The following is a 25194-nucleotide window of genomic DNA, read 5'->3' as shown; positions in this document are numbered from 1 at the left end:
GAAACTTCCCGAGCGTCACTATTCGGGCGTGACCGCCAGCTCCGCGGCGGCGTCGGGCCCGTGTTCGAGCAGGGTCGCGAAACCCTCGTCGGTCAGAATGGGGATCTTGAGGCTGACGGCCTTGTCGTACTTGGACCCGGCGTTCTCGCCGGCGATCAGGAACGACGTCTTCTTCGACACCGATCCGGTCACCTTGCCGCCCCTGGCGGTCAGCTCCGCGCCCGCCTCGTCGCGGGTGTGGCCGGCCAGCGTGCCGGTGACCACGAACGTGAGCCCCGCCAGCGTCTGCGGCAGCTCGGAGACGGCCGGGGCCTCCTCCTCCATGCGGACGCCCGCGCGCCGCCACCGCTCGACGATCTCGCGGTGCCAGTCGACCTGGAACCACTCCTTGATGGTGACCGCCATCCGCGGGCCGATGTCCTCGACCGCGGCGAGCTCCTCCTCGGTGGCGTTCATGACGGCGTCGACGGAGCGCAGCTCGGCGGCCAGCTTCTGCGCGGTCGGCGGGCCGACGTGGCGGATCGACAGCGCGACCAGCACCCGCCAGAGCGGCGCCTCCCGCTTGACCCGGTCGAGCTCGGCGATGAGCTGGTGGGCGGCCTGGCTGGGCCTGCCGTCGGCGTTGGAGAACAGCGAGACGACCTTCTCCTCGCCGGTCTTCGGGTCGATCTTCGGCAGGCCGGACTCCTGGTCGCGGACCACCGACCTGATCGGCACCAGCCGGTCCAGCGTGAGGTCGAACAGGTCGGCCTCGGTGCGGACCACCGGCTCCTGCGGCGGCACCGGCTGGCTGAGCGCGGTCGCGGCGACGTAACCCAGGCCCCGGATGTCGAGCGCGTTGCGGTGGGCGGCGAAGTAGAGGCGCTCGCGGATCTGCGCGGGACAGCCTCGCGCGTTGGGGCAGCGCAGGTCGGCGTCGCCCTCCTGCTCGTAGGCCAGCTCGGTGCCGCACTCCGGGCAGTGGGTGGGCATGGCGAAGGCCCGCTCGGAGCCGTCGCGCAGCGCGGTGACCGGGCCGATGATCTCGGGGATGACGTCGCCGGCCTTGCGCAGGATCACCGTGTCGCCGATGAGCACGCCCTTCTTCTCGACGACGGCGGCGTTGTGGAGCGTCGCCCGGTTGACGGTCGAGCCGGACACCACCACCGGCTCCATCACGCCGAAGGGCGTCACCCGGCCGGTGCGCCCGACGCCGACCTGGATGTCGAGCAGCTTGGTGTTGACCTCCTGGGGCGGGTACTTGTAGGCGATGGCCCAGCGCGGCGCCCGCGAGGTGGAGCCCAGCTCGCGCTGGATGCGGAACCGGTCGACCTTCACGACCACGCCGTCGATCTCGTAAGCGGGATCGTGACGATGCTCGCGGTAGTGCTCGATGTAGGCGTTGACCTCGTCGAGCCCGTCCACGACCCGGTAGAGGTCGCTCACCGGCAGCCCGAACCCGCGCAGCCGCTCGTAGACCTGCGACTGCGACCGCGGCTCCGCCGCGCCCTCCCAGACGCCCACGCCGTGGACGAGCATGCGCAGCGGCCGCTTGGCGGTGACGCGCGGGTCCTTCTGCCTGAGCGTGCCGGCGGCGGAGTTGCGCGGGTTGGCGAACGGCGGCTTGCCCTCCTCCACGAGCTGCTCGTTGAGCAGCTTGAACTCGTCGACCGGGATGTAGACCTCGCCGCGCACCTCGACCAGGCTGGGGACGTCGTCGCCGGTGAGCCGGTGCGGGATGTCCCTGATCGTGCGCACGTTGGCGGTCACGTCGTCGCCCACCCGCCCGTCGCCGCGGGTGGCGCCGCGCTCCAGCCTGCCGTCGCGGTAGACCAGCGCGATGGCCAGCCCGTCGATCTTCAGCTCGCAGAGGTAGGGGCCGGGATCGCCTTCGGCCAGCCGCTCGGCCCTGGTCAGCCAGGCGGTCATGCCGTCGGCGTCGAAGACGTTGTCGAGGCTCTCCATGCGGGCCAGGTGGTGGACCTTGGTGAACTCGCCCGAGACCGGCGCGCCGACCTTCTGGGTGGGCGAGTCGGGCGTCTGCAGCTCCGGATGGGCCTTCTCCAGCTCCAGCAGCTCGCTGAACCAGGTGTCGAACTGCGCGTCGCTGACGGTCGGCGCGTCTTCGACGTAGTAGCGGTAACGCGCCTCCTCGACCAGCTCGCTCAGCTCGGCATGCCGCTGCCGCGCCGCCGCCGGCATGTCCCCCTGCTCGCTCACGGCGTCTCCTTCCGTACGAACACCCCTGGCCGAACGGTATCGCGCGGCACCGTCACTCCTGGAGGTCGCGCGCGGGGTCGTCCTTGATCACCTGGGCGGCCTTCCGGCAGGCGGCCAGCGCCGACCTGGCGTAGCCGGGCGAGGCGCCGGCGAGCCCGCAGGCGGGCGTGAGCACGATCTTCCCGGCCAGCTCCTCCGGCGCGAACCCGAGCCGCCGCCACAGCTCCAGCGCGGGCCGGGCCACCGCCGAGTAACGGGGCAGCCGCGTGTCGGTCGCGGGCACCACGCCGAGGAACAGCCCGACGCCGGCCTCGACCAGCTCGCCGATCGACTCCTCGTCCCTGCGCCTGATCAGCGACGCGTCCGCGGACACCGCCCGCACCCCCGCCCGGCGCAGCAGCGCGTACGGCACGGAAGGGGCGCAGCAGTGGACCACCACGTCGGGGAAGGCGCGCAGCGACTCCTCCACCCGCCACTCCTCGGCGGCGGGCAGCCGCCCGAACCCGGACGCGGTCGGCACCGTGCCGTTCAGCACGCCGGGCAGGCCGGGCTCGTCCAGCTGGAGCACGAGGTCGGTGACGCCGGGCATCCGCCGGCGCACCTCGGCGCAGTGGTCGGCGACGCCCTGCGCGAGCGAGGCGGCCAGGTCGCGCACCGCGCCCGGGTCGGACAGAACCTTGTCGCCGTGACGCAGCTCGATCGCGCCCGCCAGCGTCCACGGCCCGCAGACCTGCAGCTTCAGCGGCCCCACGTAGCCGTCGCCGACCTCCTCCAGCCCGTCGAGGTCGCGCCGCAGATGGTCGACGGCCCGCTGGTGGTCGCGCCCCGGCCGCCCCGCCAGCCGCCACCCGGACGGCTGCACCTCCACGGGCAGGTCGACGAGCAGCCCCGCCGTCCGCCCCACCATGTCGGCGCCGACCCCGCGCGCCGGCAGCTCCGGCAGGTAGGGCAGCCCCGGCACCTCCCCGAACACGACCCGCAGCGCCTCAAGATGATCATCGCCGGGATGCGACCCGACCCCGGTGGCTTCCCACGTCAGCATGGGCACAAGCGTAGGGTGTGTCAGATGAAGCTCACGAAGTACGGGCACGCCTGCGTACGCCTGGAGAAGGACGGCAAGGTCCTGGTCATCGACCCCGGCACCTTCACCCGGGACCCGGTGCTCGACGGCGCCGACGCGGTGCTCATCACCCACCAGCACCCCGACCACCTGGACGTCGACCGGCTGGCCGCCGCCTCCCCCGATCTGGAGGTGTGGACGTGCGAGGCCGTCGCCGCCGAGCTCGACGAGCTGCCGCTGAAGGTCGGCGTGGTACGTCACGGCGACGACTTCCAGGCGGCCGGGTTCCGGGTGGACGTGTTCGGCGAGTGGCATCTGAAGAACCATCCCGACCTGCCGATCGTGCAGAACGTCGGCTTCATGGTCGACGGCGCGCTGTTCTACCCGGGCGACGCGCTCACCGTGCCCGACGCCGAGGTGGAGACGCTGCTGGTGCCGACCAACGCGCCGTGGCTGAAGCTCGTGGAGATGGTCGAGTATCTGCGCACGATCCGGCCCGCGCGGGCGCTCTCCACCCACGACGGGCTGCTCAACGACATCGGGCTCGGGCTGGTCGACAACTGGCTGCGGATGGAGTCGGAGGCGCAGAAGGCCGACATGCGCCGGCTGCCCGTCGGCGGGTCGATCGAGCTCTAGGCCGCCGACGTGATCGTGGCCGACCCGATCACCGTCGGCCCCGAGTAGAGCACCGCCGCCTGGCCGGCCGCGACGCCGGTGGCCGGCCTGTCGAGCTCGATCTCCAGGCCGCCGTCGCGCTCCTCGAACGCGCACCCGTACACCTCGCCGTGCGCGCGCAGCTGCACGGTGAGGTCGTCGCGGACGTGCGGGCCGTTCCACACCGGGCGCACGCAGGAGATGCGGGTGACCTCCAGCGCCGAGCGCGGCCCGACCGTGACGGTGTTGGACACCGGCTCGATCGACAGCACGTAGCGCGGCCTGCCGTCGGGCGCGGGCCGGTCGATGCGCAGGCCCTTGCGCTGGCCCACGGTGAACCCGTGGGCGCCCTGGTGGCTGCCGACGACCGCGCCCGACTCGTCGACGATCGGCCCCTCGTCCGCGCCGAGCCGCTCGGCCAGGAAGCCGCGGGTGTCGCCGTCGGCGATGAAGCAGATGTCGTGGCTGTCGGGCTTGTCGGCGACGGTCAGCCCGCGCCGGGCCGCCTCCGCGCGCACCTCGGCCTTGGTGGAGTCGCCCAGCGGGAAGACGGCGTGGCCGAGCTGCTCGCGGGTGAGGACCCCGAGCACGTACGACTGGTCCTTGGCCGGGTCGGCGCTCCTGGACAGCACGCCGTCGACGAGCCTGGCGTGGTGGCCGGTCGCGACCGCGTCGAAGCCGAGCGCCAGCGCCCGGTCGAGCACCGCGGCGAACTTGATCTTCTCGTTGCACCGCAGGCACGGGTTGGGCGTGCGGCCGGCCGCGTATTCGGCCACGAAGTCGTCGACCACGTCACGCTGGAACCGCTCGGCCATGTCCCAGATGTAGAACGGGATGCCGATCACGTCGGCCGCCCGCCTGGCGTCACGCGAGTCCTCGATCGTGCAGCAGCCCCTGGCCCCGGTGCGGTGGGATTGGGGGTTGGCGGACAGGGCGAGATGGACACCGGTGACGTCGTGACCGGCCTCGGCGATCCGGGCGGCGGCCACGGCGGAGTCGACGCCGCCCGACATGGCGGCAAGCACACGCAATCCCATGACCGTTCCAGCGTACTGGCCGCGCGGATGTGGTGTGGCGTCACCGAACGGTCGGCTGACCTCCGCTGACGGGGAGGCGCTCCCGGAAAGGACGGCGGACGCGGGCCGGTCGGCCTGGTCGAGCCATGACCCAAGTCATGCGCGGCGGCCCGGCGAGGCATGACCACGGCCACGCTGTGCTGCGAGAACCGGCTGGTTATGCTCGCGGTTATGCGGGGTTCCCGATCGATCAGAGAGGTGGGAAGCTGGGTGGGATTCACCCACGACCACCCTCCTTGGGTGTTCAGCGCCTTCTTCTGGGGATCCGCCATCATCAGCGCCCTGGTCTTCGTCACCGGCTTCCAGGAACTGGGGCGTTCGGACCCGGCCGGCTGGCTGTTACCGAAGGTGTTCCTTTTCGTCAGCGCCGCCGCTCTGCCCATGAGCGGTGTCCTCTGGCTGCTCATGCCGTGGCGGCAGGATGTCCCGCCCCTGCGCAAGGCGGCCACCGTCGCCTTCCTGGCCACGAGCCTGCTCCTGATGCTGGCCGGCGGGATCGCCGCCCTGCTGATCGTGAGCGTGGCGATCGGGAACGCCCTGGTCGTCTTCGGACTGCGCGGGGGCCTGGGATACGCGGCCGTGGCGGGGCTGTTCCCGATCGTGATCCGGCCAGGTCGAAGCGCGCTCGGAGTGCGCGACCTGGGGGGCGAGTCTGCGAGGATTCTGCCATGCGACTGTTCGGGCGCAAGAGCGAAGACGAGGGTGCCGACCCGGGTGAGCGCGTGGCGGGGTTCTGGCAGTGGTGGGCGAGCGCCAGGCCGGAGCTCGACGCGGCGGTGGCGGCGGGAGAGAGCGGGAAGCCGGCGGAGCTGCTCGGCCCCGCGGTGGCGGCGGTCCACCCCGACCTGGTGTGGGAGCTGGCGCCGGGCAGGAACGCGGCGCACGCGCTGGTCGTGACGGCCGCGGGCGACGCCGAGCTGCGCTCGCTGGCGCACCGCTGGGCGCGGGCGGCGCCGCCCGCCGACATGCTGTGGGAGTTCCACCCGTCGCGCCAGGCGAGCGCCCTGCCCGGTGAGCTGACGCTCGACGCGGGCGGGATCGAGTTCGGGCTGGACAAGCTGGTGCTGGGGCTGCGGGTGCCGCGCGGGGCGCTGCGGGTGGACGTGACCGCGCACCACCCGATCTTCGGCGAGCTCGGCGAGGACGCCCGGATGGACGCCACGCTGCTGGCTCTCGACCGGCTGCTCGGCGAGGACGACGTGGCCCGGTGGGTGGGCGAGATCGTCCCCGCCGCCGCACCGCCGATCGACGCCGTGCCCGCCGTCCACCTGCCCGTGGTGGTGGCCGACGTGGCCGCCGACTACGACACCGAGCAGTGGGCCACGCTGGAGGGCCGGACGGCGAGCGGCGCGCCGCTGGTCGCCTCGGCCCGCTATCCGCTGCGGCCCGTCGACTACCCGCTGCTCGACCACCACATCGCCGTCACGCTGCCGTACCGCGACAAGGACGCGGGCGGACTGCCCCAGGGCAGGTCGCTGGCGGCGCTGGGCGCGTTCGAGGAGCGGCTCGGCGAGCGGCTGCGCGCGCTCGGCGACGACGTGGTGCTGGCCGCCCACCTGAGCGCCGAGCGCCGCCGCGTCATGCACGTGTACGCCACGCGCGAGAGCGCCGCCGCGGCCGCGCTCAAGGAGCTGGCGTCCACCTGGAAGGAGGGCAGGGCGCGGGTGGACGTGACCCCCGACCCGGCCTGGAGCGCGGTGGCGGCCTTCCTCGCCTGAGCGGGCCGTACGGGGCGGCGGGGTCTGTCAGCCGAGGCCGGCGCGGCGGGCCCGCTCGACCGCGGCCGGCAGCACCTCGATGAGCCTGTCGACGTCGTCCTGGGTCGAGGTGTGGCCCAGCGAGAAGCGGAGCGAACCCCTGGCGGCGGCCGCGTCGGCGCCCATCGCCAGCAGCACGTGGGACGGCTGCGCCACCCCCGCCGAGCAGGCCGAGCCGGTCGAGCACTCCACTCCCCTGGCGTCGAGCAGCATGAGCAGCGCGTCGCCCTCGCAACCGGGGAAGGAGAAGTGGGCGTTGCCCGGCAGCCGGTCGGTGGGGTCGCCGTTGAGCACCACGCCGGGCACGGCCTGGCGGACGCGGGCGATGAGGTCGTCGCGGAGCGCCGTCAGGTGGCGGCGCTGGGACTCCTGCTCCTTGACCGCGGTGCGGACCGCGGCGGCGAGCCCGGCGATGGCGGGCGCGTCGAGGGTGCCGGAGCGGACGTCGCGCTCCTGGCCGCCGCCGTGTTGCACGGAGACCGGGGTCACCCCGCGGGCCAGCAGCAGCGCGCCGACGCCCATCGGGCCGCCGATCTTGTGGCCGGTCAGGGTGAGCGCGTCGGCGCCGGACTCGGCGAAGGACACGGGAAGCTGGCCGATCGCCTGCACGGCGTCGGTGTGGAACGGGATGCCGTGGTCGCCGGCGATGGCCGCCAGGACGTGGACGGGCTGGATGGTGCCGACCTCGTTGTTGGCCCACATGACGCTGACCAGGGCGACGCCGTCGGGGTCGCGCTCGATGGCGGCGCGCAGCGTGTCGGGGCCGACCCGGCCGAGCTCGTCGACCTCCAGCAGCTCGATCTCGGCGCCCTGGCTGTCGGCCAGCCAGTGGGCGGGGTCGAGCGCGGCGTGGTGTTCGACCGAGCTGATCAGGACGCGCTTCCTGGGCTGACGCGCCCAGAACATGCCCTTGATGGCGAGGTTGTCGGCCTCGGTGCCGCCCGAGGTGAACACGACCTCGCTGGGCCGGGCGCCGAGCGCGTCGGCGATCGTCTCGCGCGACTCCTCCACCACCCGGCGGGCCTCGCGCCCGGCGGCGTGGAGCGAGGAGGCGTTGCCGACCCGGCCGAGTTGCTCCGTCATGGCCTCGATGGCCTCGGGGAGCATGGGCGTGGTCGCCGCGTGATCGAGATAGGCCGACGGTCTGTTCACCCGGCCAGGGTATCTCGTTTGCCCCTGTACCGTCCGGACGGTACAGTAGAGCGCATGAGACGGGACGAGCTACTGGACGCGGCAGAAGAGCTGCTCAGCGACCTCGGCTCGACCGCGCTCACGCTCTCCGCCGTGGCCGACCGGGCCGGCGTCAGCAAGGGCGGTCTCCTCTACCACTTCGCCACCAAGGATGCCCTGATCAAGGCCATGGTGGAGCGTCTGATCGAGGAGTTCGACGACCTGGTGGCCGCCCAGCCGGACGCCACCTACACCGAGCGCTACCTCGGCGCCACGCTCGTCGCCGTCCGCGAGGGCAAGCTGCGCCGCTGGGCCGTGGTCACCGGCGCGTCGGGCAACACCTACCTGCTCGCGCCGCTGCGCGAGGCCATGGCCCGCTGGCATCGCGAGGGCCTGGACGACGAGCCCGACCCGGTGGCGTCGCAGATCGTGCGGCTGGCCTGCGAAGGGCTCTGGGATCTGGCGAGCCATGACCCGGAGCTCAACGGCGACGAGGCTCTGGGCGCGCTCGACGCCCGGATGAGAGCTCTGCTCAAACCTCCTTCCTGAGGTTTCCGGCTCTCTCGTACGGTCGGACACCGCTGCGCGCGCCCTTCTGACGCGACGCGCCGCCGGCGTTCGCGTGCGCCACTCCCCCTTCCTTCAAGGCTCGGCCACGGCCGGGCCTGATTTCTGCCCGAAGTGATGTTTCTGTGAGGCATGCCCTGATGAACCGTGACCTGAGGATCGCCCGCTACGGCGCCGTCCTCACCTTCGCCCTCGCCGGCCTGATGGTCGGCACCATGACCGTGCGCATCCCCGCGCTGACCGACAAGCTCGGCCTGTCCGAGGCGGAGGTCGGCACCGTCCTGCTCGCCTGGGGCCTGGGCGCGCTGGTGACCATGCAGTCGATGCGCCGGGTGATGGCCCGCGCCGGCAGCCGCACCGTGCTGCGGGTCGGCGGCCCGCTGACCGCGCTCGCCCTGATCGCGGTGGCGCTCATGCCGAGCCTTCCGGCGCTGCTCGTCGCGTCCACGGTGTTCGGCATGACGTTCGGCCTGTTCGACATCGCGATGAACGCCCAGGGCTCCACCGTGGAGCGCGCCTACGGGCGGCCGCTGATGAACGGCATGCACGCCGGCTGGTGCGTGGGCGCCATGACCGCCGGCGTCACCGGCAGCCTGTCGATCGTCCTGGGCCTGTCGTTCACCGCCAACCTGGTGCTGGTCAGCCTGCTGTCCCTGCCGGTGCTCCTGGTGCTCGGCCGGACGTACCTGCCTGACGTCCCCGCGCCCGCGACCGCCGCGGGGCCGCGCCGCCGCATGCCGCCGGTCGTGTACCTGCTGGGCGCGCTGGCCTTCTTCGCGTTCATGGTCGAGGGCGTGGTCGCCGACTGGAACGGCCTCTACATGCGCGACACCATGAAGGCGCCCGAGGCGCTGGCCGCGCTCGGCTACCCGATCTTCGAGGCGGGCATGCTGCTCGGCAGGCTGACGGGTGACCGGCTGCGCTCGCGGTTCGGGGTACGGGGCATGCTGACGGCCGCCGGGCTGGCCACGGCCGCCTTCTTCGGCATGGTGCTGGCGGCGCCCGCGCCGGTGGTCGCGCTGGTCGCGGTGTTCTTCGTGGGCCTCGGTGTGGCGACCATCTCGCCGATGACGCTGTCGCTGGCCGGCACCGCCACCAGCACCCCCGGCCCGGCGATCGCCCAGGCGGGCGCCATGGGATACGCGGGCCTGCTGCTCGGGCCGGTGGCGATCGGGTTCCTGTCGGACGTGACCTCGCTCCGTACCGCGCTCGGGCTGGCCGTCGTGCTGGGCCTGCTGATCGCCGTGGCGGCGCGCCTGCTGCCGCGCGAGGAGCCCGCGGCGGTCACGCCGCTGCCCGCCCCCGAGCGGCAGCCGGTGGCCGCCTGACAAATGTCACGCCCGGACCCTGCGGTTTTCCCGGGAAAGAGCTGAGACAGCGCACTGCCGGGACGGCGCCCCGCCCCGGCACAGTGGTCCCGTGGACACGACAGCGATCGAGGTGCGGGACCTGCACCAGAAATATGGCGACTTCGAGGCGGTCAAGGGGATCGGCTTCCGGGTCGGCCGGGGCGAGCTGTACGCGCTGCTCGGCACCAACGGGGCGGGCAAGACGACCACCCTGGACGTGCTGGAGGGGTACGTCGCACCGACCGGCGGCGACGTGCGGGTGCTCGGGCACGACCCGGTCAAGGAGCGGGCCCGCATCCGGCCCCGGATGGGCATCGTGCTCCAGGAGGCCGGCTTCTACAAGGACCTGACGGTGGCGGAGACCGTGGACGCCTGGCGGCGCTGGACGCCGCACGCGCTCGGCCGGGGCGAGGTGCTCGACCGGGTCGGGCTCGGTCACCGCGCGGCGGTGCGGATCGGGCAGCTGTCCGGCGGCGAGAAGCGCCGGCTCGACCTGGCGCTGGCCGTGCTGGGCAGGCCCGAGGTGCTCTTCCTGGACGAGCCCACCACCGGACTGGACCCGGAGGCCAGGCGGAACGTGTGGGAGCTGGTGCGCGGCATGGTCGCCGACGGCGCCACCGTACTGCTCACCACCCACTACCTGGACGAGGCCGAGCAGCTCGCGCAGCGGCTGGCCATCATGCACGACGGCCGGATCGTCACCGAGGGCACGCTGGCGGGCGTGCTCGGGGAGCGGGGCACCAGGATCAGCTTCCGGCTGCCCGGCGCGCGCCCTGGCGACCTGCCGTACTCGCCCGGCCTGGCGCGGCGCTCGGTCAGGCAGGACGGCGAGACGTTCACGGTCGAGACCCACGAGCCGCAGCGTGACCTGCGGGATCTGCTGGTGTGGGCGGACGAGCGCGGACGGGAACTGGGCGGCCTCGAAGTGCGCAGGCCGTCGCTGGAGGAGATCTTCCTCGAAGTCGCGGAGACGGAAAGGGTGGCGGCGTGAACTGGCTCTCGACGGTCTGGGCGCAGGCCCGGCTCAACCAGACGGTCCTGCTGCGGCAGCGCGGCCTGGCGTTCACCATCCTGCTGCTGCCGCTGTTCATCGCCTTCGTCTACACCAGCGGCCCGACGGCCTCCGGCGAGGTGAACGGGGTGCCGGCCGCCGCGCTCGCCGCGATCGGGGCCATCGCGGTGGTGTTCCCGTTCTCGTACATGACGATCGCGACCGGCATCGTGGTGCGCCGGGAGGAGCGCGTGTACAAGCGGCTGCGCGGCAGCGCGCTGTCCACCACCGCGATCTTCGCGGGCGACATCCTGCACGCCACGCTGGTCGGCGCGGTGCAGGCGGCGGTCATCCTGGTCTACGCGGTCGGGGTGGTGGGCGTGCCGGTGCCGGGGAACGTGCCTCTCATGCTGGTCGCGTTCGTGCTGGGCGCCGCGGTGTTCGCGGCGCTGGCGATCGGCACGGCCGGGCTCATCCCCAACTACGAGGTGGCGCAGCTGGTGGCGCTGCCGGTGCTGTTCGCCAGCATGCTCGGGGCGGGCATGATGTTCCCGCTGTCGGTGCTGCCCGAATGGGGGCAGCGGGTGGCGGAGGTGCTGCCGATGACACCGGTCGTGGACATGATGCGCATCGCCTTCCTGGGCCGCGACCTCGGCCGGGCGGGCGCGCCCGAGGTCGGCTTCCTGGAGGGCTTCCAGGTGTCGGCCGCGGGCCTCGGGATCGGGCTGCTGTGGATCGGCGTCGGGCTGTGGTGCACCCGGAAGTTCTTCCGGTGGGACCCGCGCCGGGCGTGACCTGGGCAAGGACAACCCGGCGGCGACCCTGGCCGAGATCATCAGGAAGGTGCACGAGGGCGGCCGGCACATCGACCCGGAGCTGGCCGCGGACGCGCTGGCGATCCGGGAGTGCCCGCTGACCCCGCGCGAGCTGGACACGCTGCGCGCGGCCGCCGGGGGCGCGCCGGTGTCCAGGCTCGCCAGGCAGCTGAGCCTGTCGGAAGGCACCGTGCGCAACTACCTGTCCTCGGCGGTGACGAAGCTCGCCGTGGCGGACCGGCATACCGCCGTCCGCCGCGCCCGTGACATGGGCCGGCTCTGACGGTCATGATCGTCATCATGACTGAGAGGAACGTCCCCTTCGACGTGGCCGCCTACGAGGCGCGTGTCCGGTCCATCCCCTGTTTCATCTGCGCCATCGTCGCCGGCGACCCGGCCTACGAGCACGAGCAGATCTTCTACGAGGACGAGCACCACCTGGCGTTCCTGTCCACCTACCCGACGGTGCCCGGCTACGTGCTGGTCAGCCCGAAGGCGCACGTCGAGCATGTGGTCCGCGACCTGGACGAGGAGGCGTACCTGGCGCTGACGGGCGTGGTGCGGAAGGTGGCGCTGGCGGTGGAGTCGGTGGTGCCGTCGGAGCGCACCTACCTGCTCTCGCTCGGCAGCCAGCAGGGCAACTCCCACCTGCACTGGCACGTGGTGCCGCTGCCGCCGGGCACCCCGTACGGGCAGCAGCAGTACCACGCGCTGATGTCGGAGAACGGGCTGATCCCGTGGAGCCGGGAGCAGGCGGAGGACCTGGCCGCGCGGCTCCGGGAAGCTGTGAGTTCCCTCTGAGTCCGCCCGCGTCCCCCAGGCCGGGGTCGCGGGCTCACAGAGGTCTCACAGGATCGCTCAGGACGTCTCCAACCGGGCGGGCCAGGCTGGCGGCATGATCCGGCTCAACGCACTGACCAAACGCCACGGCGGGACGCTCGCCGTGGACGGGCTCACGTTCGAGGTACGGCCCGGCCTCGTCACAGGTTTCCTGGGGCCCAACGGCGCGGGCAAGACCACCACCATGCGGATGATCCTCGGGCTCGACCTGCCGACGTCCGGCACGGTGACCGTCGGCGGGCGGCGCTACCGGGACCTGGAGACGCCGCTGCGCGAGGTGGGGTCGCTGCTGGAGGCGCAGTCCGTGCACCCGCGCCGCACCGCCCGCGACCACCTGCTCTACCTGGCCAGGAGCAGCGGCCTCCCGGACCGCAGGGTCGGCGAGGTGCTCGACCTGGTGGGCCTGTCCGACGCGGCGGGCTACCCGGCCGGCGGGTTCTCGCTCGGCATGTGCCAGCGGCTCGGCATCGCCGCCGCGCTGCTCGGGGACCCGCCGGTGCTGGTGCTGGACGAGCCGGTGAACGGGCTGGACCCGGAGGGCGTGCTGTGGATCCGCACGCTGCTGCGCGGCCTGGCCGCCGAGGGCCGCACGGTGCTGGTCTCCAGCCACCTGATGAGCGAGATGGCGGTGACCGCCGACCGGCTGGTGGTGATCGGCAGGGGCCGGCTGATCGCGGAAGGGGACGTCGAGGACTTCACCGGCGCCGGCGCCGAGGTGCTGGTCCGGGTGGCCGACGGGGCGGGCTTCGGCAGGCTGCTGGAGCTGGCGGGGGCGCACGTGCGGGCGCACGGCGACGAGCTGGTGGTGACGGACATGCCGGCCCCGGACATCGGGCGGCTGGCCGCGTCGGAAGGGGTGGCGCTGGCCGAGCTGACGCCCCGCCGCGCCTCACTGGAGGACACGTTCATGGAGCTGACCAGGGACAGCGTCGAGTTCGGGGCCGCGCTGTGAGGGGGCTGGTGCGGGCCGAGTGGACCAAGTTCAGGAGCGTCCCCGTCATGCCGGTGCTGGCCGGGGCCGTCATCGCCGTGTCGGTGCTGCTGGGGTGGCTGTTCGCGCAGGCGTCGGCGGCCGAGTACGCGCGGGCCACGGCGGCGGACCAGGCCGTGTTCGATCCGCTGCAGGGAGGCTCCCGGGGCGTCTTCATCGTCCAGCTGCTGGTCGCGGCGCTGGGTGCGCTCGTGGCCAGCACCGAGTACGGCTCCGGTACGATCCGGGCCACCGTGGCGGCGGCCGGGCGGCGCACCCGGCTGGTGGTGGCCAAGGCGGCGCTGGTGGCCGTGACCGGGCTCACGGCAGGCGCGGCGGCGGTGTGGGGGATGTTCCTGGTCTCACAGGTCACGCTCGCCATGCACGGCGTGCCGCGGGTCTGGCTGGACGATCCCGACGCGGTGCGGCTGTTGCTCTTCGGGCCGGTGGTGCTGGAGCTGGTGGCGCTGTTCGGGCTGTCGCTCGGGATCCTGCTGAGGAGCACGGCGGCGGCGGTGAACACGGCCACGGCCTTCCTGCTGCTGCCGATGTTCGCCCCGATCATGCCCGACTTCCTGGGCCTCACGCTGAGCACCTGGTGGCCGAACACGGCCGCCTTCCGGTCGCTCATGCCCTCGGAAGGCTCACTCCCGATCTGGATGGGGATGGGGGTGCTGGCCGCTTTCGTGGCGGTCATGATGGTCTGGGCACGCACCCGGTTCCGCACGCGTGATGTGTGACCCCGGCTCGTAGGCTGAAGGCGGGAGGGCGGCAGGTGCGTGAACCCACAGGCGAGCGGCTGCTCGTGGTCGACGACGAGCCGACCGTCAAGGAGCTGCTCGCGGCCACGCTCCGGTTCGCGGGCTTCACCGTCAGCTCGGCCGACAGCGGCACGCGGGCCCTGGAGGCGGCCAGGCGTGACCCGCCCGATCTGGTGCTGCTCGACGTGATGCTGCCCGACCTCGACGGGTTCGAGGTGCTCCGCAGGCTGAGAACCTTGCCGAGGGCGGGCGGCAGGCCGGGGCCGGTGCCGGTGCTGTTCCTCACGGCTCGCGACGCCACCGCCGACAAGATCAACGGCCTGCGGCTGGGCGGCGACGACTACGTGACCAAGCCGTTCGACCTGGAGGAGCTGCTGGCCCGCATCAGGGCGATCCTGCGGCGCACCGGCGCCTCACCCGGCGACCACACGCTGACGGTCGGCGATCTGGAGGTCGACCCGGAAGGCCACCAGGTGACGCGGGGCGGCGTCCCGGTGCGGCTGTCGCCGACCGAGTTCAGGCTGCTGCGCCACCTGGCCGAGAACGCCGGCCGGGTGCTGCCCAAGGCGGACATCCTCCAGCACGTGTGGCGCTACGACTTCGCCGGCGACTCCAGCATCGTCGACACCTACATCAGCTACCTGCGCCGCAAGCTCGACACCGGCGGGCCGCGGCTCATCCACACCGTCCACGGCGTCGGCTACGTGCTGCGCAGGCCGAAGCCATGATCAGGCGGCTGTCGCTGCGCGCCCGGCTGCTCGCCATCACGGTGGCGCTGCTCGTGGCGGGCCTCGCGCTGGTGAGCACGGTCGTCGTACGGCAGCTCGAAGCCGAACTGCTGGCCCGGATCGACGCCCAGCTCGGCCCCTTGGCGACAGCGGCCGCCTCGATGCCGCCCGAGCTCATGGACCTGCTGCGCAAGCGGGCCGCCCCCGCCGCCCCGTCCCAGCTCGACCTGATCGAGGAGGTGCGGCTGGCCTTCCTCTCCGCCGACGGCACCGTGGTCACCACTGTGGTCGGCACCGGCGCCGGCACCGGGGTCGGCACCGGCACCGGCCCTGCCTCCGGCGCTCCGGCGGCCGGCGGGCTGCCGCGGCTGCCCCGGCTGGACGCGGCGGCCGTCGAGGCCCGCGCGGGGCGGCCGTTCACGGTCTCCGGCGACGGCGGCGAGCAGTGGCGGACGGTCGCGGTGCCCGCCACCCGCGGCACGCACGCCTCGGTCGTCGCGGCGGTCTCACTGGACGGGATGAACTCGACGGTCCAGCGGGTGCGGGTCGCCTCCCTGGTCGCAGGCGGCCTGCTGCTGGGCTTGCTGGCGCTGACGGGCGGGTTCGCGATCAGGGCCGGGCTGGCGCCGCTGCGCCGGGTCGAGGAGACCGCGGCGGCCATCGCCGCCGGCGACCTCAGCAGGAGGGTGCCCGAGCCCGCCGGTCCGGGCACCGAGGTGGGGCGGCTGGCCCGCTCCCTCAACGGCATGCTGGCGCAGATCGAGCGGGGCTTCTCCGCCCGGGAGGAGTCGGAGGCCAGGATGCGCCGTTTCGTCGCCGACGTGAGCCACGAGCTGCGCACCCCGCTCTTCGGCATCAAGGGCTTCTCCGAGCTCTACCGCATGGGCGGCACGGACGCGGACGCGGCCCTGGCCCGCATCGAGAGCGAGTCGGCCCGCCTGGCCAAACTGGTGGACGACCTGCTGCTGCTCGCCACCATGGACCTCGCCACCCCCAACCCCACCCACACAACCCCCACCCCCGAAGCCCTCACCCCGGCCGACCTAGCCTCTAGAGACCCCACCCCGGCCGACCTCACCTCTAGAGACCCCACCTCCAGGGACCCCACCTCCAGGGACCGCCCCTCCAGGGACCGCACCAAGGGCTGCAGCCCTTTCGGGGGCCGCGCCTTTGGAGACCGCCCCCTCGGGGACCGCACCTTTGGAGACCGCCCCCTCGGGGACCGCACCACCGGCCAGGGCACCTTTGGGGACGGCGGGTCCAGGGACGGTGGGTTCAGGGACGGCGGGTTCAGGGACGGTGCGTTCGGGGTGGGGCTTGATCTGACGCCGATGGATCTGCGGACGCTCGCCGCCGACGCCCGCGCCGATCTCGCCGCTCTGGACCCGACGCGGGCGATCACGCTCACCGGCCCCGACGACGGCCCGCCGGGGAGCGCCCCGGTGCTGGGCGACGAGGACCGGCTCCGGCAGGTGGTCACGAACCTGGTGGGCAACGCCGTAACCCACACCCCACCGGGAACCCCGGTCAGGATCGGCGTGGGCACCGTCGGCCGGGATGCGGCGCTGGTGATCGCCGACTCCGGCCCCGGACTCTCCCCCGAGCAGGCGGAGCGGGTCTTCGACCGGTTCTACCGCGCCGACGGCTCCCGCAACCGCACGACCGGAGGAGCGGGCCTCGGCCTGGCCATCGTCCGCTCCATCGTGACCGCCCACGGCGGCCGGGTGGAGATCCACTCCTCCCCCGGCGAAGGCGCGACCTTCCGCCTCCTGCTCCCGGCCGAGCCACAGTGAAACGAGAGCCACCCGGCCCCTGAACTCCCACGAGAACCGACCACGTCCCAAGGTTCGAGATCCCCACTCACAGAACCACAGGCCGGTCTCCATCGCCTACGGCGGAGCGGGCGGGCCGAAGGCTCGCTAACGGCGCCCAGCCCGAGGGGTTTCCCAAAAAGCTAGTAAAACCCAAACCAATCCAAAACCCCGGCCGAAACCCCAACCATCCCAAAAGGCCCGCAAAACCAGAACCAACCCCGAAGGCCTTGCAGACCCCGACCCACTGGCCGAGAGGCCTGCAAAACCCGAGCCACAAGCCCAGGAGGCTTGCGGACCCCGACCCACCAGCCCAAGAGGCTCGCAGAACCCAAGCCACCAGCGCAGGAGGCTTGCGGACCCCGACCCACCAGCCCAAGGGGCTCACAGAACCCAAGCGACCAGCGCAGGAGGCTTACGGACCAACCCGCCAGCCAAAAAGCTTGCAGAACGCGACCCACCAGCCCAAGCGGCCTCGCAGAGCCCGAACCGACCCTCACCAATGGCCCCCGGACGCGAAAACGGCGCCGCACAGAGGTGCGGCGCCGTTTCCCGGAAAAGAGCTCCGAAAAGTTACTTACGCTTGTCGACCTCTTCGGTGAGCTGCGGGACGACCTGGTGCAGGTCACCCACGACGCCGTAGTCGGCCAGCTCGAAGATCGGCGCCTCCGGGTCCTTGTTGATCGCCACGATGGTCTTGGCGGTCTGCATGCCGGCCCGGTGCTGGATGGCGCCGGAGATGCCGGCCGCGATGTAGAGCTGCGGCGACACGGTCTTGCCGGTCTGGCCCACCTGGAACTGGTGCGGGTACCAGCCGGCGTCGGTGGCGGCGCGGGAGGCGCCCACGGCCGCGCCCAGGGCGTCGGCGAGGCCCTCGATGACCGAGAAGTTCTCCGCCGAGCCCACGCCGCGGCCGCCGGAGACCACGATCGCGGCCTCGGTCAGCTCGGGGCGGGCGCCCTTCTCCTGCTTGACGCGCTCGACGACGCGGGCGGACTTGGCGGCGTCGGACAGCGAGACCGACACCTCCTCCTCGGCGCCGGCGCCCGCGGCGGCCTCCGGGGCCGTCGAGTTCGGCCGCACGGCGACGATCGGGATGCCCCTGCTCACCTTCGCCTGGACGTTCACGCCGCCGCCGAAGATGGACTGCTCGGCCACGAAGCCGTCGCCGAGGCCCACGGCGTCGGTGATGACGCCGGAGTCGGTCTTGACGGCCAGCCGCCCGGCGACTTCCTTGCCCTCGGCGGTCGCGGCGACCAGCACGGCCGCGGGCGACTTCTCGCCGACGAGCTGGGCGAGCAGCTCGGCCTTGGGCGCGACCACGTATCCGGTGATCTCCTCGGAGCCGGCCACGTAGATCGTCTCGGCGCCGTACTCGGCCAGCTTGGCCTTGGCCTCCGGAATGTAGCCGGGGCCCGCCCAGACGGCGGCGGGCGTGCCGAGCCGGCGGGCCAGGGTCAGCAGCTCCAGCGTGACCTTCTTGACCTCGCCGTCGACCTGCTCGACGAGAACGAGAATCTCCGACATATCAGTAAAACCCCCGTTCTCAGATGAACTTCTTGGACGCGAGGAACTCGGCGGCCTTGGCACCGCCGTCGCCCTCGTCCTTGACGATCGTGCCGGCGGCACGCGGCGGGGCCGGGGCGAAGTCGACGACCTGCGACCAGGAGGAGTCGAGACCCACCTGGGCGGCGTCGATCTCGGCGTCGGCCACGCCCAGGGTCTCGACCGGCTTCTTCTTGGCCGCCATGATGCCCTTGAAGGACGGGTAGCGCGGCTCGTTGATCTTCTCGACCACGGACACGACGGCGGGCAGCGAGGCCTCGACCCGGTCGAAACCGTAGTCGGTGATCCGCTGGATCTTGATGGACGAGCCGTCGACCTCGACCTTGTTGGCGAGCGTGAGCTGCGGCGTGCCGAGGCGCTCGGCCAGCATCGCGGGCAGCACGCCGGTGCGCGCGTCGGTGGACTCCGAGCCGAGGATGACCAGGTCGAACCCGATCTTCTTCAGCGCCTGGGCCATGGCGTAGGACGTGCCCAGCGCGTCGGAGCCGTGGAGCGCGTCGTCGACGAGGTGGACCGCCTTGTCGGCGCCCATGGCCAGGGCCTTGCGGATCGTCTCGGTGGCCTTGCCCGGGCCCATGGTGAGGACGGTCACCTCACCGCCGTGGGCCTCCTTGAGCTTGAGCGCCTCCTCGACCGCGTACTCGTCGAGCTCGTTCACCACGCCGTCGACCGCGTCACGGTCGAGGGTCTTGTCATCGGACCGCAGCTTGCGCTCGGTCGCCGTGTCGGGGACCTGCTTCACGCAGACGACAATGTTCATGGCCGGTGGCCGACCTCCCGTGTTCGCGTGCGCCGCCGCGCGAGCGGTCGGCGCCGGATGTCCTGTCCAGACTGCCAGGGCCCCATGGGCGTTGTGACAGCGGGTGTCCCGGCGCTCATGTTACCCACGGGTAGCTTACGCGCTGACACGTGCATCCGCGCGTAACGACTCCCCGCCCCACCTTACCGAGCTTTGTTCCGCTGCTTGCTGGCGGCCCTGGTCACGCGCTCAGGCTGTGAGCAGGAACACGATCCCGAGGACCAGTGCCGTGCCCGCGAACAACGCCAGCACGGGCGTGCTGAAGAACGCGCTCAGCGCCACCGACAGGCCGATCCCCCCGGCGACGCCCACGGCGTCCGCGATGACCCTGCCCTTGGTGAAAGGCCCTCGGGAGAACAGCGCGAACCCCGCGTCCACCACCACTGCCAGCGAGAACACAGCCATCAGGAACAGCGCCACCTCCGGCAGCGGCTCGGTGGCCGCGGCCGACAGTAAGCCCACGAACACCGTCGAGCCGGCCAGCCAGCGCCTGCGCACCCTCTCCTGGTGCCGCGCCCTGGCGTCCTCCGCCGAGAGCTCGCCGCCCGCCCTGCCGGGCTGCCACTCCCTCGTCGCCATGTGGTGGACATCACGACCGGAGCGGCGTCCCGTACCCGCCGAGGGCCGCGGCAGGCGGCGTAACCGCGGGACCGCCGCCACGCCGAGCCGCGCGCAGATGTCGGCGGCCACCGGCCGCGCCGCCGGGTCGGTGGCGAGGCACTCGGCCAGCAGCGGCTCCAGCCAGCCGGGCGCGCCCTCCAGGTCGGGATCGTGGTGGACGACGCGGTAGGCGACCGCCGACGCGGGCCCGGTGCCGTACGGGTGACGCCCGGTCGCGGCGTAGGCCAGCGTCGCCCCGAAGGAGAACACGTCGGCCGCCGGGCCGGCCGGCCCGCCCTCCAGCACCTCGGGCGCCAAGTAGCCGGGGGTGCCGACCACCGCCCCCGAGGCGGTGACCGACAGCGAGTCGAGCGCGTGCGCGATGCCGAAGTCGATGACGACCGGCTCGCCCTCGCTCATCATCACGTTGGCCGGTTTGAGATCGCGGTGCACGACCCCCGCGTCGTGCATGGCCACCAGCGCCTCGGCCAGCCCGGTGGCCAGCTTGCGCAGGTCGGCCACCGGCACGGGCACCGCGCTGAGCGGCTTGCCCTGCACGTAGCGGGTCACGAGGTAGGGCCGGTCGCCGTCGAACGAGGCGTCGAGCACCTCCGCGACGTTCTTGCCGCCCACCAGCCGCATGGTCTCGACCTCGCGGGCCAGCCGAGCCAGCGCCGCCGAGTCGGCCGTGACGTGCGGATGGAGCACCTTGACCGCGACCGTGCGGCCCTCCTGGTCGAGCGCCAGGTGCACGTGGCCGAACCCGCCCGCGCCCAGCCGCGAGAGCAGCTGGTAGGGGCCGAGGTGCTCGCTCATACCCCTACTTCTCCCCACCACGGCCGCCGGGGACACTCACGACCAGGGCGACAGGAAGCCCAGCCCCAGCTCTCTCATCAGGTCGTCGACGAGGCCCGTGATCAGGCCGGTCGCACTGTCATGCGCCCGGGTGGTCAGCTCCTCGATGACGGTCTCGGGGGCCCGCCAGGGCTCCCACGACGGCGTGCCGCCCAGCGCGAACATCACCGCGAACAGCGCGACCGTGCCCATCACCAGGACCGCCACCGTCGCGGCGCCGGGCGAGCGCAGCACGCCGGTGAGCGTGCGGGTGACCGCCTTGCGCGGCGAACCGCCGCCGGGCAGCAGGAACAGGCCGGCCACGAGCGCGCCGGCCGCGTAGGCGGCGGCCTCGTTCACGCCCATCCCGCCGCCCCACCGCAGCACGCCCCACACGCACACGCCGAACAGGATCGCCAGCGGCACCTGCACCACGCTCACCAGCGTGGCCTTGATCAGCGCCCACGGCGTGCCGACCAGCACGAGCAGCGGGTCGGCGGCGCTGCTGCCGCGCACCTGGCGCCGCTGCACCATGTCGCCGAACAGGTATTCGCCCACCCGCAGCACCAGCGCCAGCACGATCGCGATCGCGCTCACCATGACCGGCATCATCACCGCCAGCGCGACCAGCGTGACGAGCCCGAGCAGCGCCACGAACTGGCTGCCCGCGAGGTAGCGCTTGCGCTCGCGGGGCGGCGTCTGGTCGCGCGGCGGCGTGTAGGCCCGGGGCCGCGCCTGGGCCTGGGCCCGTGGCTGGGGCTGGGCCTGCGGCTGCGCGTGTGTGGGGGCCGGCGCGGGATAGCCCGCCACCCGCTGGTCCGGCCACGGGGGCCGGGACGTGACAGGCGCGGGGACGTACGGCGGCGGCTTCTCCTCGCGCGCCGGCCGCCCGTACTGGACCGGCGGCAGCAGGTCCGAGAACGACTCCATGACCTTCGTACGGCCGAGCAGCCGCTTGGTCCGCCCCGGCTGGTCCTCCGGCGGCGACTCGTTGAACGTGGTCACCGAGGGGTCGAGCGCCCTGGCCATGCGCAGCAGCTCGCGCGCGTCGGGCCGGTCGGCGGGGTCGACCTGGAGCGCGCGGCTCAGCCAGCCGCGCAGCCACACGGGCGCCTTGTCGAGCTGCGCCCGCCCCTCCATGATGTTGAAGCACACCGCCTCGAACGTGCCGGTGCCGAACGGCGGCACCCCCGTCGCGGCGAAGAACACCGTGGAGGCCAGCGAGTGCACGTCGGCCCGCTGCGTGATGTCGGAGTCGCGGATGATCTCCGGCGCCAGGTAGCCAGGCGTGCCGACGAACATGCCGGTCTGGGTCAGCCGGGTGGCGTTGACCAGATGGGCGATGCCGAAGTCGATGACCAGCGGCTCGCCGTCGACGAGCATCACGTTGGACGGCTTGAAGTCGCGGTGGATCACGTCGGCCGCGTGGATGGCCACGAGCGCCTGGCACAGGCCCTGGGCGAGGGTGATGAGCTGGCGCGGGCCGAGCGGCCCGTCGGACAGCACGGTCTCCTCCAGCGTGCGCCCAGGCGCGAACCGGGTCACCACGTACGGCTGGCCCCCCACCAGCTCGGCGTCGAGCACCTCGGCGACGTGCGGGCTGCGCACCCGGCGCATCGTCTCGACCTCGCGGGTGAGCCGGTCGCGCGCCTTCAGGTCGGCGGCGACGTGCGGATGCAGGACCTTGATGGCGACCTCGCGGCCGTCGCCGTCGATGCCGAGGTGCACCACCCCCATGCCGCCTTCGCCGATCTTCCGCACCAGCCGGTACGGGCCGAGCCGCTCTGGCGTCTGGGTGTTGCCCGCGCTCATCGCCATCGTCCCAGCGTCATCCCCCCGAGTCCCCCTTCCAGTCCTGCAGCAGATCGACCACGGGCCCGACGTTCACCGGAGTCCATATGGCCCTCCTCGCGTTGTCCCCGAATGTGCCGGTGGCGAGGATCGGCGTGAGCGCGGCCATCGCCGCGAACACTCCCGCCATCACCATCGCCGCTGTTCTCGAGGGTACGAGCGATGAGAGCGTCCTGCGCATCTGGCGCCCCGGGCCCTCGACTCCGGGGCCTGCGCACACCGTCCACAGGGCCACCCCGGCGCCCCAGGCCAGCGCGTTGTCCGGGCTCATGCCGGCCATCACCGTGAGCAGGAGCGTCACGGGTAGTCCGAGTATGAGCGCGTACGGGATCAGGGCAAGCGTGATGGCCGCCGACTTGACCAGCGCCTTGGGGTAGGCGAACACTCTGATGACGTCCAGCGCGGCCGCGCCCGTCGGCCGGCGGGTGATCAGCTCGGGCTGGGCCAGGTCGGCGGCGCGCAGCAGCACCGCGACCGGCAGCGACACCAGGGCCACCAGCACCGGCGCCCGCGCGGCCAGCACGATCATGATGATGAGCAGCATCGCGCCCGCCACCCCGTAGGCGGCCGATCGCTGCAGCACTTGACCCGGGCGGGCGCCGGGGATGAACGGCTCCCGCTTGGTCTGCGGGTCGGGCGGGAACTGGGCCTGCGGCGGGATGTACGGAGGAGGCTGCACCGGGGTGCCCCTGCCGTAGTCGGGGGCCTCGGGGCGCACCCGCCTGGTGGGCAGGTCCTGCGGGTCGGGCCGCACCCGCCGGGTCGGCACGTCGGCCTCCGGCACATGGTGGTTGGCCTGACCCTGGCCGCCCGGGCCCTGCTGCCAGGGCGCGCTCTGCTGAGCCTCGCGCTGCATCTGGCGCAGCTCCTCGGGGCTCACCCTGCGCGTCGGCCACGGGTCGCCCTGGCCGAGCAGCGAGACGTACCGCTGGTCCTGCGCGGGCGGCGGGACGCGCGGGTCCTGGCCCTCGACGAGCTTGCGCGGCGTCATCGGCGGCGTGGAGATCTCCCACGACGGCTTGTCACCGGCCTCCGCATCCCGAGCCCCGCCCCCTTGCGCCCCACCAGCCACCTGCGAGCCGTGCGGCCCTCCAGCAGGCCCTTGCGGCCCGCTGCCGTGAGGCCTATTGGCAAGCCCTTGCGGCGCACTGCCCGTGCCATGGGACCCGCTCGCAGGACTCTGCGGCCCGCTCCCTTGCCCATACGGCCCGGCGGCGGCACTTTGAGCACCGCTTCCCTGCCCATATGGCCCGGCGGCGGCACCCTGAGCGCCGCTGCCAGGGCCAGGCGGCCCTCCGGCGGGGCCTTGGGGGCCGCTCTGCGGGCCTCCGGCGGGGCCTTGACCGGGCGGGCCGCCGAGGAGGCTCTGTGGCTGGCTGTGGGGGGTTCCACCGGGGCCTTGGGCGCCGCTGCCCGGCCCGTAAGGGGTGCCGGACGTACCGGCGGCAGGGCCGGTGTCGGGGCTCTGGGAACCGGTGAGGAGGCTCTGCGCTCCGCTGCCCGGCCCCTGCGGGCCGCTCGCCGCGGCGCCGTGAGGCAGGGACGAAGGCACCTGAGGGCCGCCGCTCTGCGGGACCTGAGAACCGCCGCCGACCGCGGGGAACGCCGACTGAGAACCGCCGCCAGCCGGAGGGAACGATGGCTGAGAACCGCTTCCAGGGAAGGCCGGCTGGGAGCCGCCGGGGAAGGCCGGTTGGGGGCCGCTGGCGGGCTGGGGGCGGATTCTGTCGTGGCCGGGTGCGGGGGTGGTCGGACCCTCGTACGGGGGAGTCACGGACGGGTCCGGGTGGGGGACCGTGGAGATCTCGTCGGGCATCGACAGCCCGGCCTTGGGCATCAGCCTGGCCACCTGCTCGGCCAGCTCGGCCGCCTTGGGCCGCTTCGCCGGGTTGCGCTGGAAGGCGCCCTTGAGCAGCGGCTGGAGCGGCCCGGGGGCGGCGCTCACGTCGGCCTTGCCCGCGGTGATGTTGTAGAACACCATCTCCAGCGTGCCCTTGCCGAACGGCGGCTGGCCCGTGCCGGCGTAGAGGAGCGTGCCGGCCCAGGCGTGGATGTCGACCTCGGGCCCGGCCTCCTGCCCCTCGATGATCTCCGGCGCGAGGTAGCCGGGCGTGCCGATGAACATGCCCGTCTGGGTCAGCCGCGTCGCGTCGACCGCCTGCGCGATGCCGAAGTCGATCAGCACGGGATCGCCGTCGAGGATCAGCACGTTGCCCGGCTTGAGGTCGCGGTGGATCACGCCGACCGAGTGGACGGCGGCCAGCGCCGCGGCCACCCCGTGACCGATCTTGAGCAGCGCGGGCAGGTCGAGCGGGCCGTCGTCCTTGACGATCTCGTCGAGCGAGCGGCCGGCGACGTAGCGGGTGACGATGTACGGGCGATGACCGGTCACATCGGCGTCGAGCACCTCGGCGATGTACTTGCTCCGCACCCGGCGCATCGTCTCGACCTCGCGCGAAAGCCGCCGCCTGGCGAGCTCGTCGCCGGCGACCTCGGCGCGCAGGACCTTGACCGCGACCTGCCGCCCCTGGGGGTCGACCGCGAGGTGGACGACGCCCATTCCCCCCTCGCCGAGCCGCCTGAGCAGCCGGTAAGGGCCGAGTCGGTCATCGTTCATGGCATGAAGCACCATACCGGCTTAATCCCCGCCCACGAGATGAACCATGAGGCCACATTCCCACTCGTACAACGTCCGGATCGGGGTGAATGGTTTCCGATCCAACGGTCTCGGTTCGGCCACGGTGTCTTCCCGCCGTGACCGATCGGCCCTCCGCCGGCATCGTTCCTCGCTCTCTG

Annotated in this window: 21 protein-coding genes; 12 read left to right on the top strand and 9 right to left on the bottom strand. The window is 72.8% G+C overall.

Annotation, left to right across the window (positions count from 1 at the left end; translation table 11 throughout):
* Window positions 1-18: 18 nt before the first annotated feature.
* Window positions 19-2181, bottom strand: a complete 2163-nt coding sequence (ligA, locus tag ACZ6YG_RS16860; protein WP_466018746.1) for an NAD-dependent DNA ligase LigA — start codon at window positions 2179-2181, stop codon at window positions 19-21.
* A 70-nt stretch (window positions 2182-2251) separates the two neighbouring features.
* A complete protein-coding gene (locus tag ACZ6YG_RS16855; protein ID WP_466018521.1) occupies window positions 2252-3241 on the bottom strand; it encodes a methionine synthase in 990 nt (329 codons plus the stop codon).
* Window positions 3242-3265: 24 nt separating this feature from the next.
* Between ACZ6YG_RS16855 and ACZ6YG_RS16850 the strand changes: the two genes are divergently transcribed.
* On the top strand, window positions 3266-3895 hold the full coding sequence (locus tag ACZ6YG_RS16850) for an MBL fold metallo-hydrolase (RefSeq protein WP_271276425.1): 630 nt from the start codon (window positions 3266-3268) through the stop codon (window positions 3893-3895).
* Here ACZ6YG_RS16850 and mnmA read toward each other — a convergent pair.
* Window positions 3892-4950 (bottom strand): tRNA 2-thiouridine(34) synthase MnmA, encoded by a 1059-nt coding sequence (mnmA, locus tag ACZ6YG_RS16845; protein ID WP_187280965.1) that lies wholly within the window; start codon window positions 4948-4950, stop codon window positions 3892-3894. The two genes, ACZ6YG_RS16850 and mnmA, sit on opposite strands and share 4 nt — an antisense overlap.
* A gap of 707 nt (window positions 4951-5657) precedes the next feature.
* Between mnmA and ACZ6YG_RS16840 the strand changes: the two genes are divergently transcribed.
* Window positions 5658-6707 (top strand): DUF695 domain-containing protein, encoded by a 1050-nt coding sequence (locus ACZ6YG_RS16840; protein ID WP_397198818.1) that lies wholly within the window; start codon window positions 5658-5660, stop codon window positions 6705-6707.
* A gap of 27 nt (window positions 6708-6734) precedes the next feature.
* Here the strand turns inward: ACZ6YG_RS16840 and ACZ6YG_RS16835 are convergent, their stop codons facing one another.
* Window positions 6735-7898 carry a cysteine desulfurase family protein gene (locus ACZ6YG_RS16835; protein ID WP_271276429.1) on the bottom strand — a complete coding sequence of 388 codons (1164 nt, stop codon included), beginning with the start codon at window positions 7896-7898 and terminating at the stop codon, window positions 6735-6737.
* Window positions 7899-7952: 54 nt separating this feature from the next.
* On the opposite strand from ACZ6YG_RS16835, the gene ACZ6YG_RS16830 reads away from it, so the two are divergent.
* The 10 genes from ACZ6YG_RS16830 (at window position 7953) to ACZ6YG_RS16785 (ending at window position 16730) form a co-directional block, all read left to right on the top strand.
* Window positions 7953-8465, top strand: a complete 513-nt coding sequence (locus tag ACZ6YG_RS16830) for a TetR/AcrR family transcriptional regulator (RefSeq protein WP_148029454.1) — start codon at window positions 7953-7955, stop codon at window positions 8463-8465.
* A 158-nt stretch (window positions 8466-8623) separates the two neighbouring features.
* A complete protein-coding gene (locus ACZ6YG_RS16825; protein WP_148029453.1) occupies window positions 8624-9811 on the top strand; it encodes an MFS transporter in 1188 nt (395 codons plus the stop codon).
* A 91-nt stretch (window positions 9812-9902) separates the two neighbouring features.
* Window positions 9903-10823 (top strand): ABC transporter ATP-binding protein, encoded by a 921-nt coding sequence (locus tag ACZ6YG_RS16820; protein ID WP_466018520.1) that lies wholly within the window; start codon window positions 9903-9905, stop codon window positions 10821-10823.
* Entirely contained in the window at window positions 10820-11617 is a 798-nt protein-coding gene (locus ACZ6YG_RS16815) for an ABC transporter permease (RefSeq protein ID WP_271276432.1), read from the top strand. The genes ACZ6YG_RS16820 and ACZ6YG_RS16815 overlap by 4 nt, the downstream gene beginning before the upstream one ends.
* Window positions 11618-11666: 49 nt before the next feature.
* Window positions 11667-11921, top strand: coding sequence for a response regulator transcription factor (locus ACZ6YG_RS16810; RefSeq protein ID WP_466018519.1), 255 nt, complete (start codon window positions 11667-11669; stop codon window positions 11919-11921).
* A 17-nt stretch (window positions 11922-11938) separates the two neighbouring features.
* On the top strand, window positions 11939-12439 hold the full coding sequence (locus ACZ6YG_RS16805) for an HIT family protein (RefSeq protein ID WP_148029450.1): 501 nt from the start codon (window positions 11939-11941) through the stop codon (window positions 12437-12439).
* A 94-nt stretch (window positions 12440-12533) separates the two neighbouring features.
* The gene (locus tag ACZ6YG_RS16800; protein ID WP_466018518.1) at window positions 12534-13430 is read left to right on the top strand and encodes an ABC transporter ATP-binding protein; all 897 of its coding nucleotides are present in this window, start codon (window positions 12534-12536) and stop codon (window positions 13428-13430) included.
* Entirely contained in the window at window positions 13427-14188 is a 762-nt protein-coding gene (locus ACZ6YG_RS16795) for an ABC transporter permease (RefSeq protein WP_466018517.1), read from the top strand. The genes ACZ6YG_RS16800 and ACZ6YG_RS16795 overlap by 4 nt, the downstream gene beginning before the upstream one ends.
* A gap of 35 nt (window positions 14189-14223) precedes the next feature.
* Entirely contained in the window at window positions 14224-14937 is a 714-nt protein-coding gene (locus ACZ6YG_RS16790) for a response regulator transcription factor (protein ID WP_148029447.1), read from the top strand.
* On the top strand, window positions 14934-16730 hold the full coding sequence (locus tag ACZ6YG_RS16785) for a sensor histidine kinase (protein WP_466018516.1): 1797 nt from the start codon (window positions 14934-14936) through the stop codon (window positions 16728-16730). The genes ACZ6YG_RS16790 and ACZ6YG_RS16785 overlap by 4 nt, the downstream gene beginning before the upstream one ends.
* A 591-nt stretch (window positions 16731-17321) precedes the next feature.
* On the opposite strand, the gene ACZ6YG_RS16780 is transcribed toward ACZ6YG_RS16785, so the two are convergent.
* The 5 genes from ACZ6YG_RS16780 to ACZ6YG_RS16760 all read right to left on the bottom strand — a co-directional run bounded on the left by ACZ6YG_RS16780 (window position 17322) and on the right by ACZ6YG_RS16760 (window position 25015).
* A complete protein-coding gene (locus ACZ6YG_RS16780; RefSeq protein WP_466018515.1) occupies window positions 17322-18275 on the bottom strand; it encodes an electron transfer flavoprotein subunit alpha/FixB family protein in 954 nt (317 codons plus the stop codon).
* Between the two features lie 19 nt (window positions 18276-18294).
* The gene (locus ACZ6YG_RS16775) at window positions 18295-19074 is read right to left on the bottom strand and encodes an electron transfer flavoprotein subunit beta/FixA family protein (RefSeq protein ID WP_148029444.1); all 780 of its coding nucleotides are present in this window, start codon (window positions 19072-19074) and stop codon (window positions 18295-18297) included.
* A gap of 228 nt (window positions 19075-19302) precedes the next feature.
* Window positions 19303-20529, bottom strand: coding sequence for a serine/threonine-protein kinase (locus tag ACZ6YG_RS16770; RefSeq protein WP_466018514.1), 1227 nt, complete (start codon window positions 20527-20529; stop codon window positions 19303-19305).
* A 36-nt stretch (window positions 20530-20565) separates the two neighbouring features.
* A complete protein-coding gene (locus ACZ6YG_RS16765) occupies window positions 20566-22365 on the bottom strand; it encodes a serine/threonine-protein kinase (protein ID WP_246640756.1) in 1800 nt (599 codons plus the stop codon).
* Window positions 22366-22375: 10 nt separating this feature from the next.
* Window positions 22376-25015, bottom strand: a complete 2640-nt coding sequence (locus ACZ6YG_RS16760; protein ID WP_466018513.1) for a serine/threonine-protein kinase — start codon at window positions 25013-25015, stop codon at window positions 22376-22378.
* Window positions 25016-25194 lie beyond the last annotated feature (179 nt).

The organism is Nonomuraea sp. NPDC054003 (genome assembly GCF_055585125.1).
The sequence above is the reverse complement of the archived record's forward strand: the minus strand, read 5'-3'. Positions and strand labels throughout refer to the sequence as shown.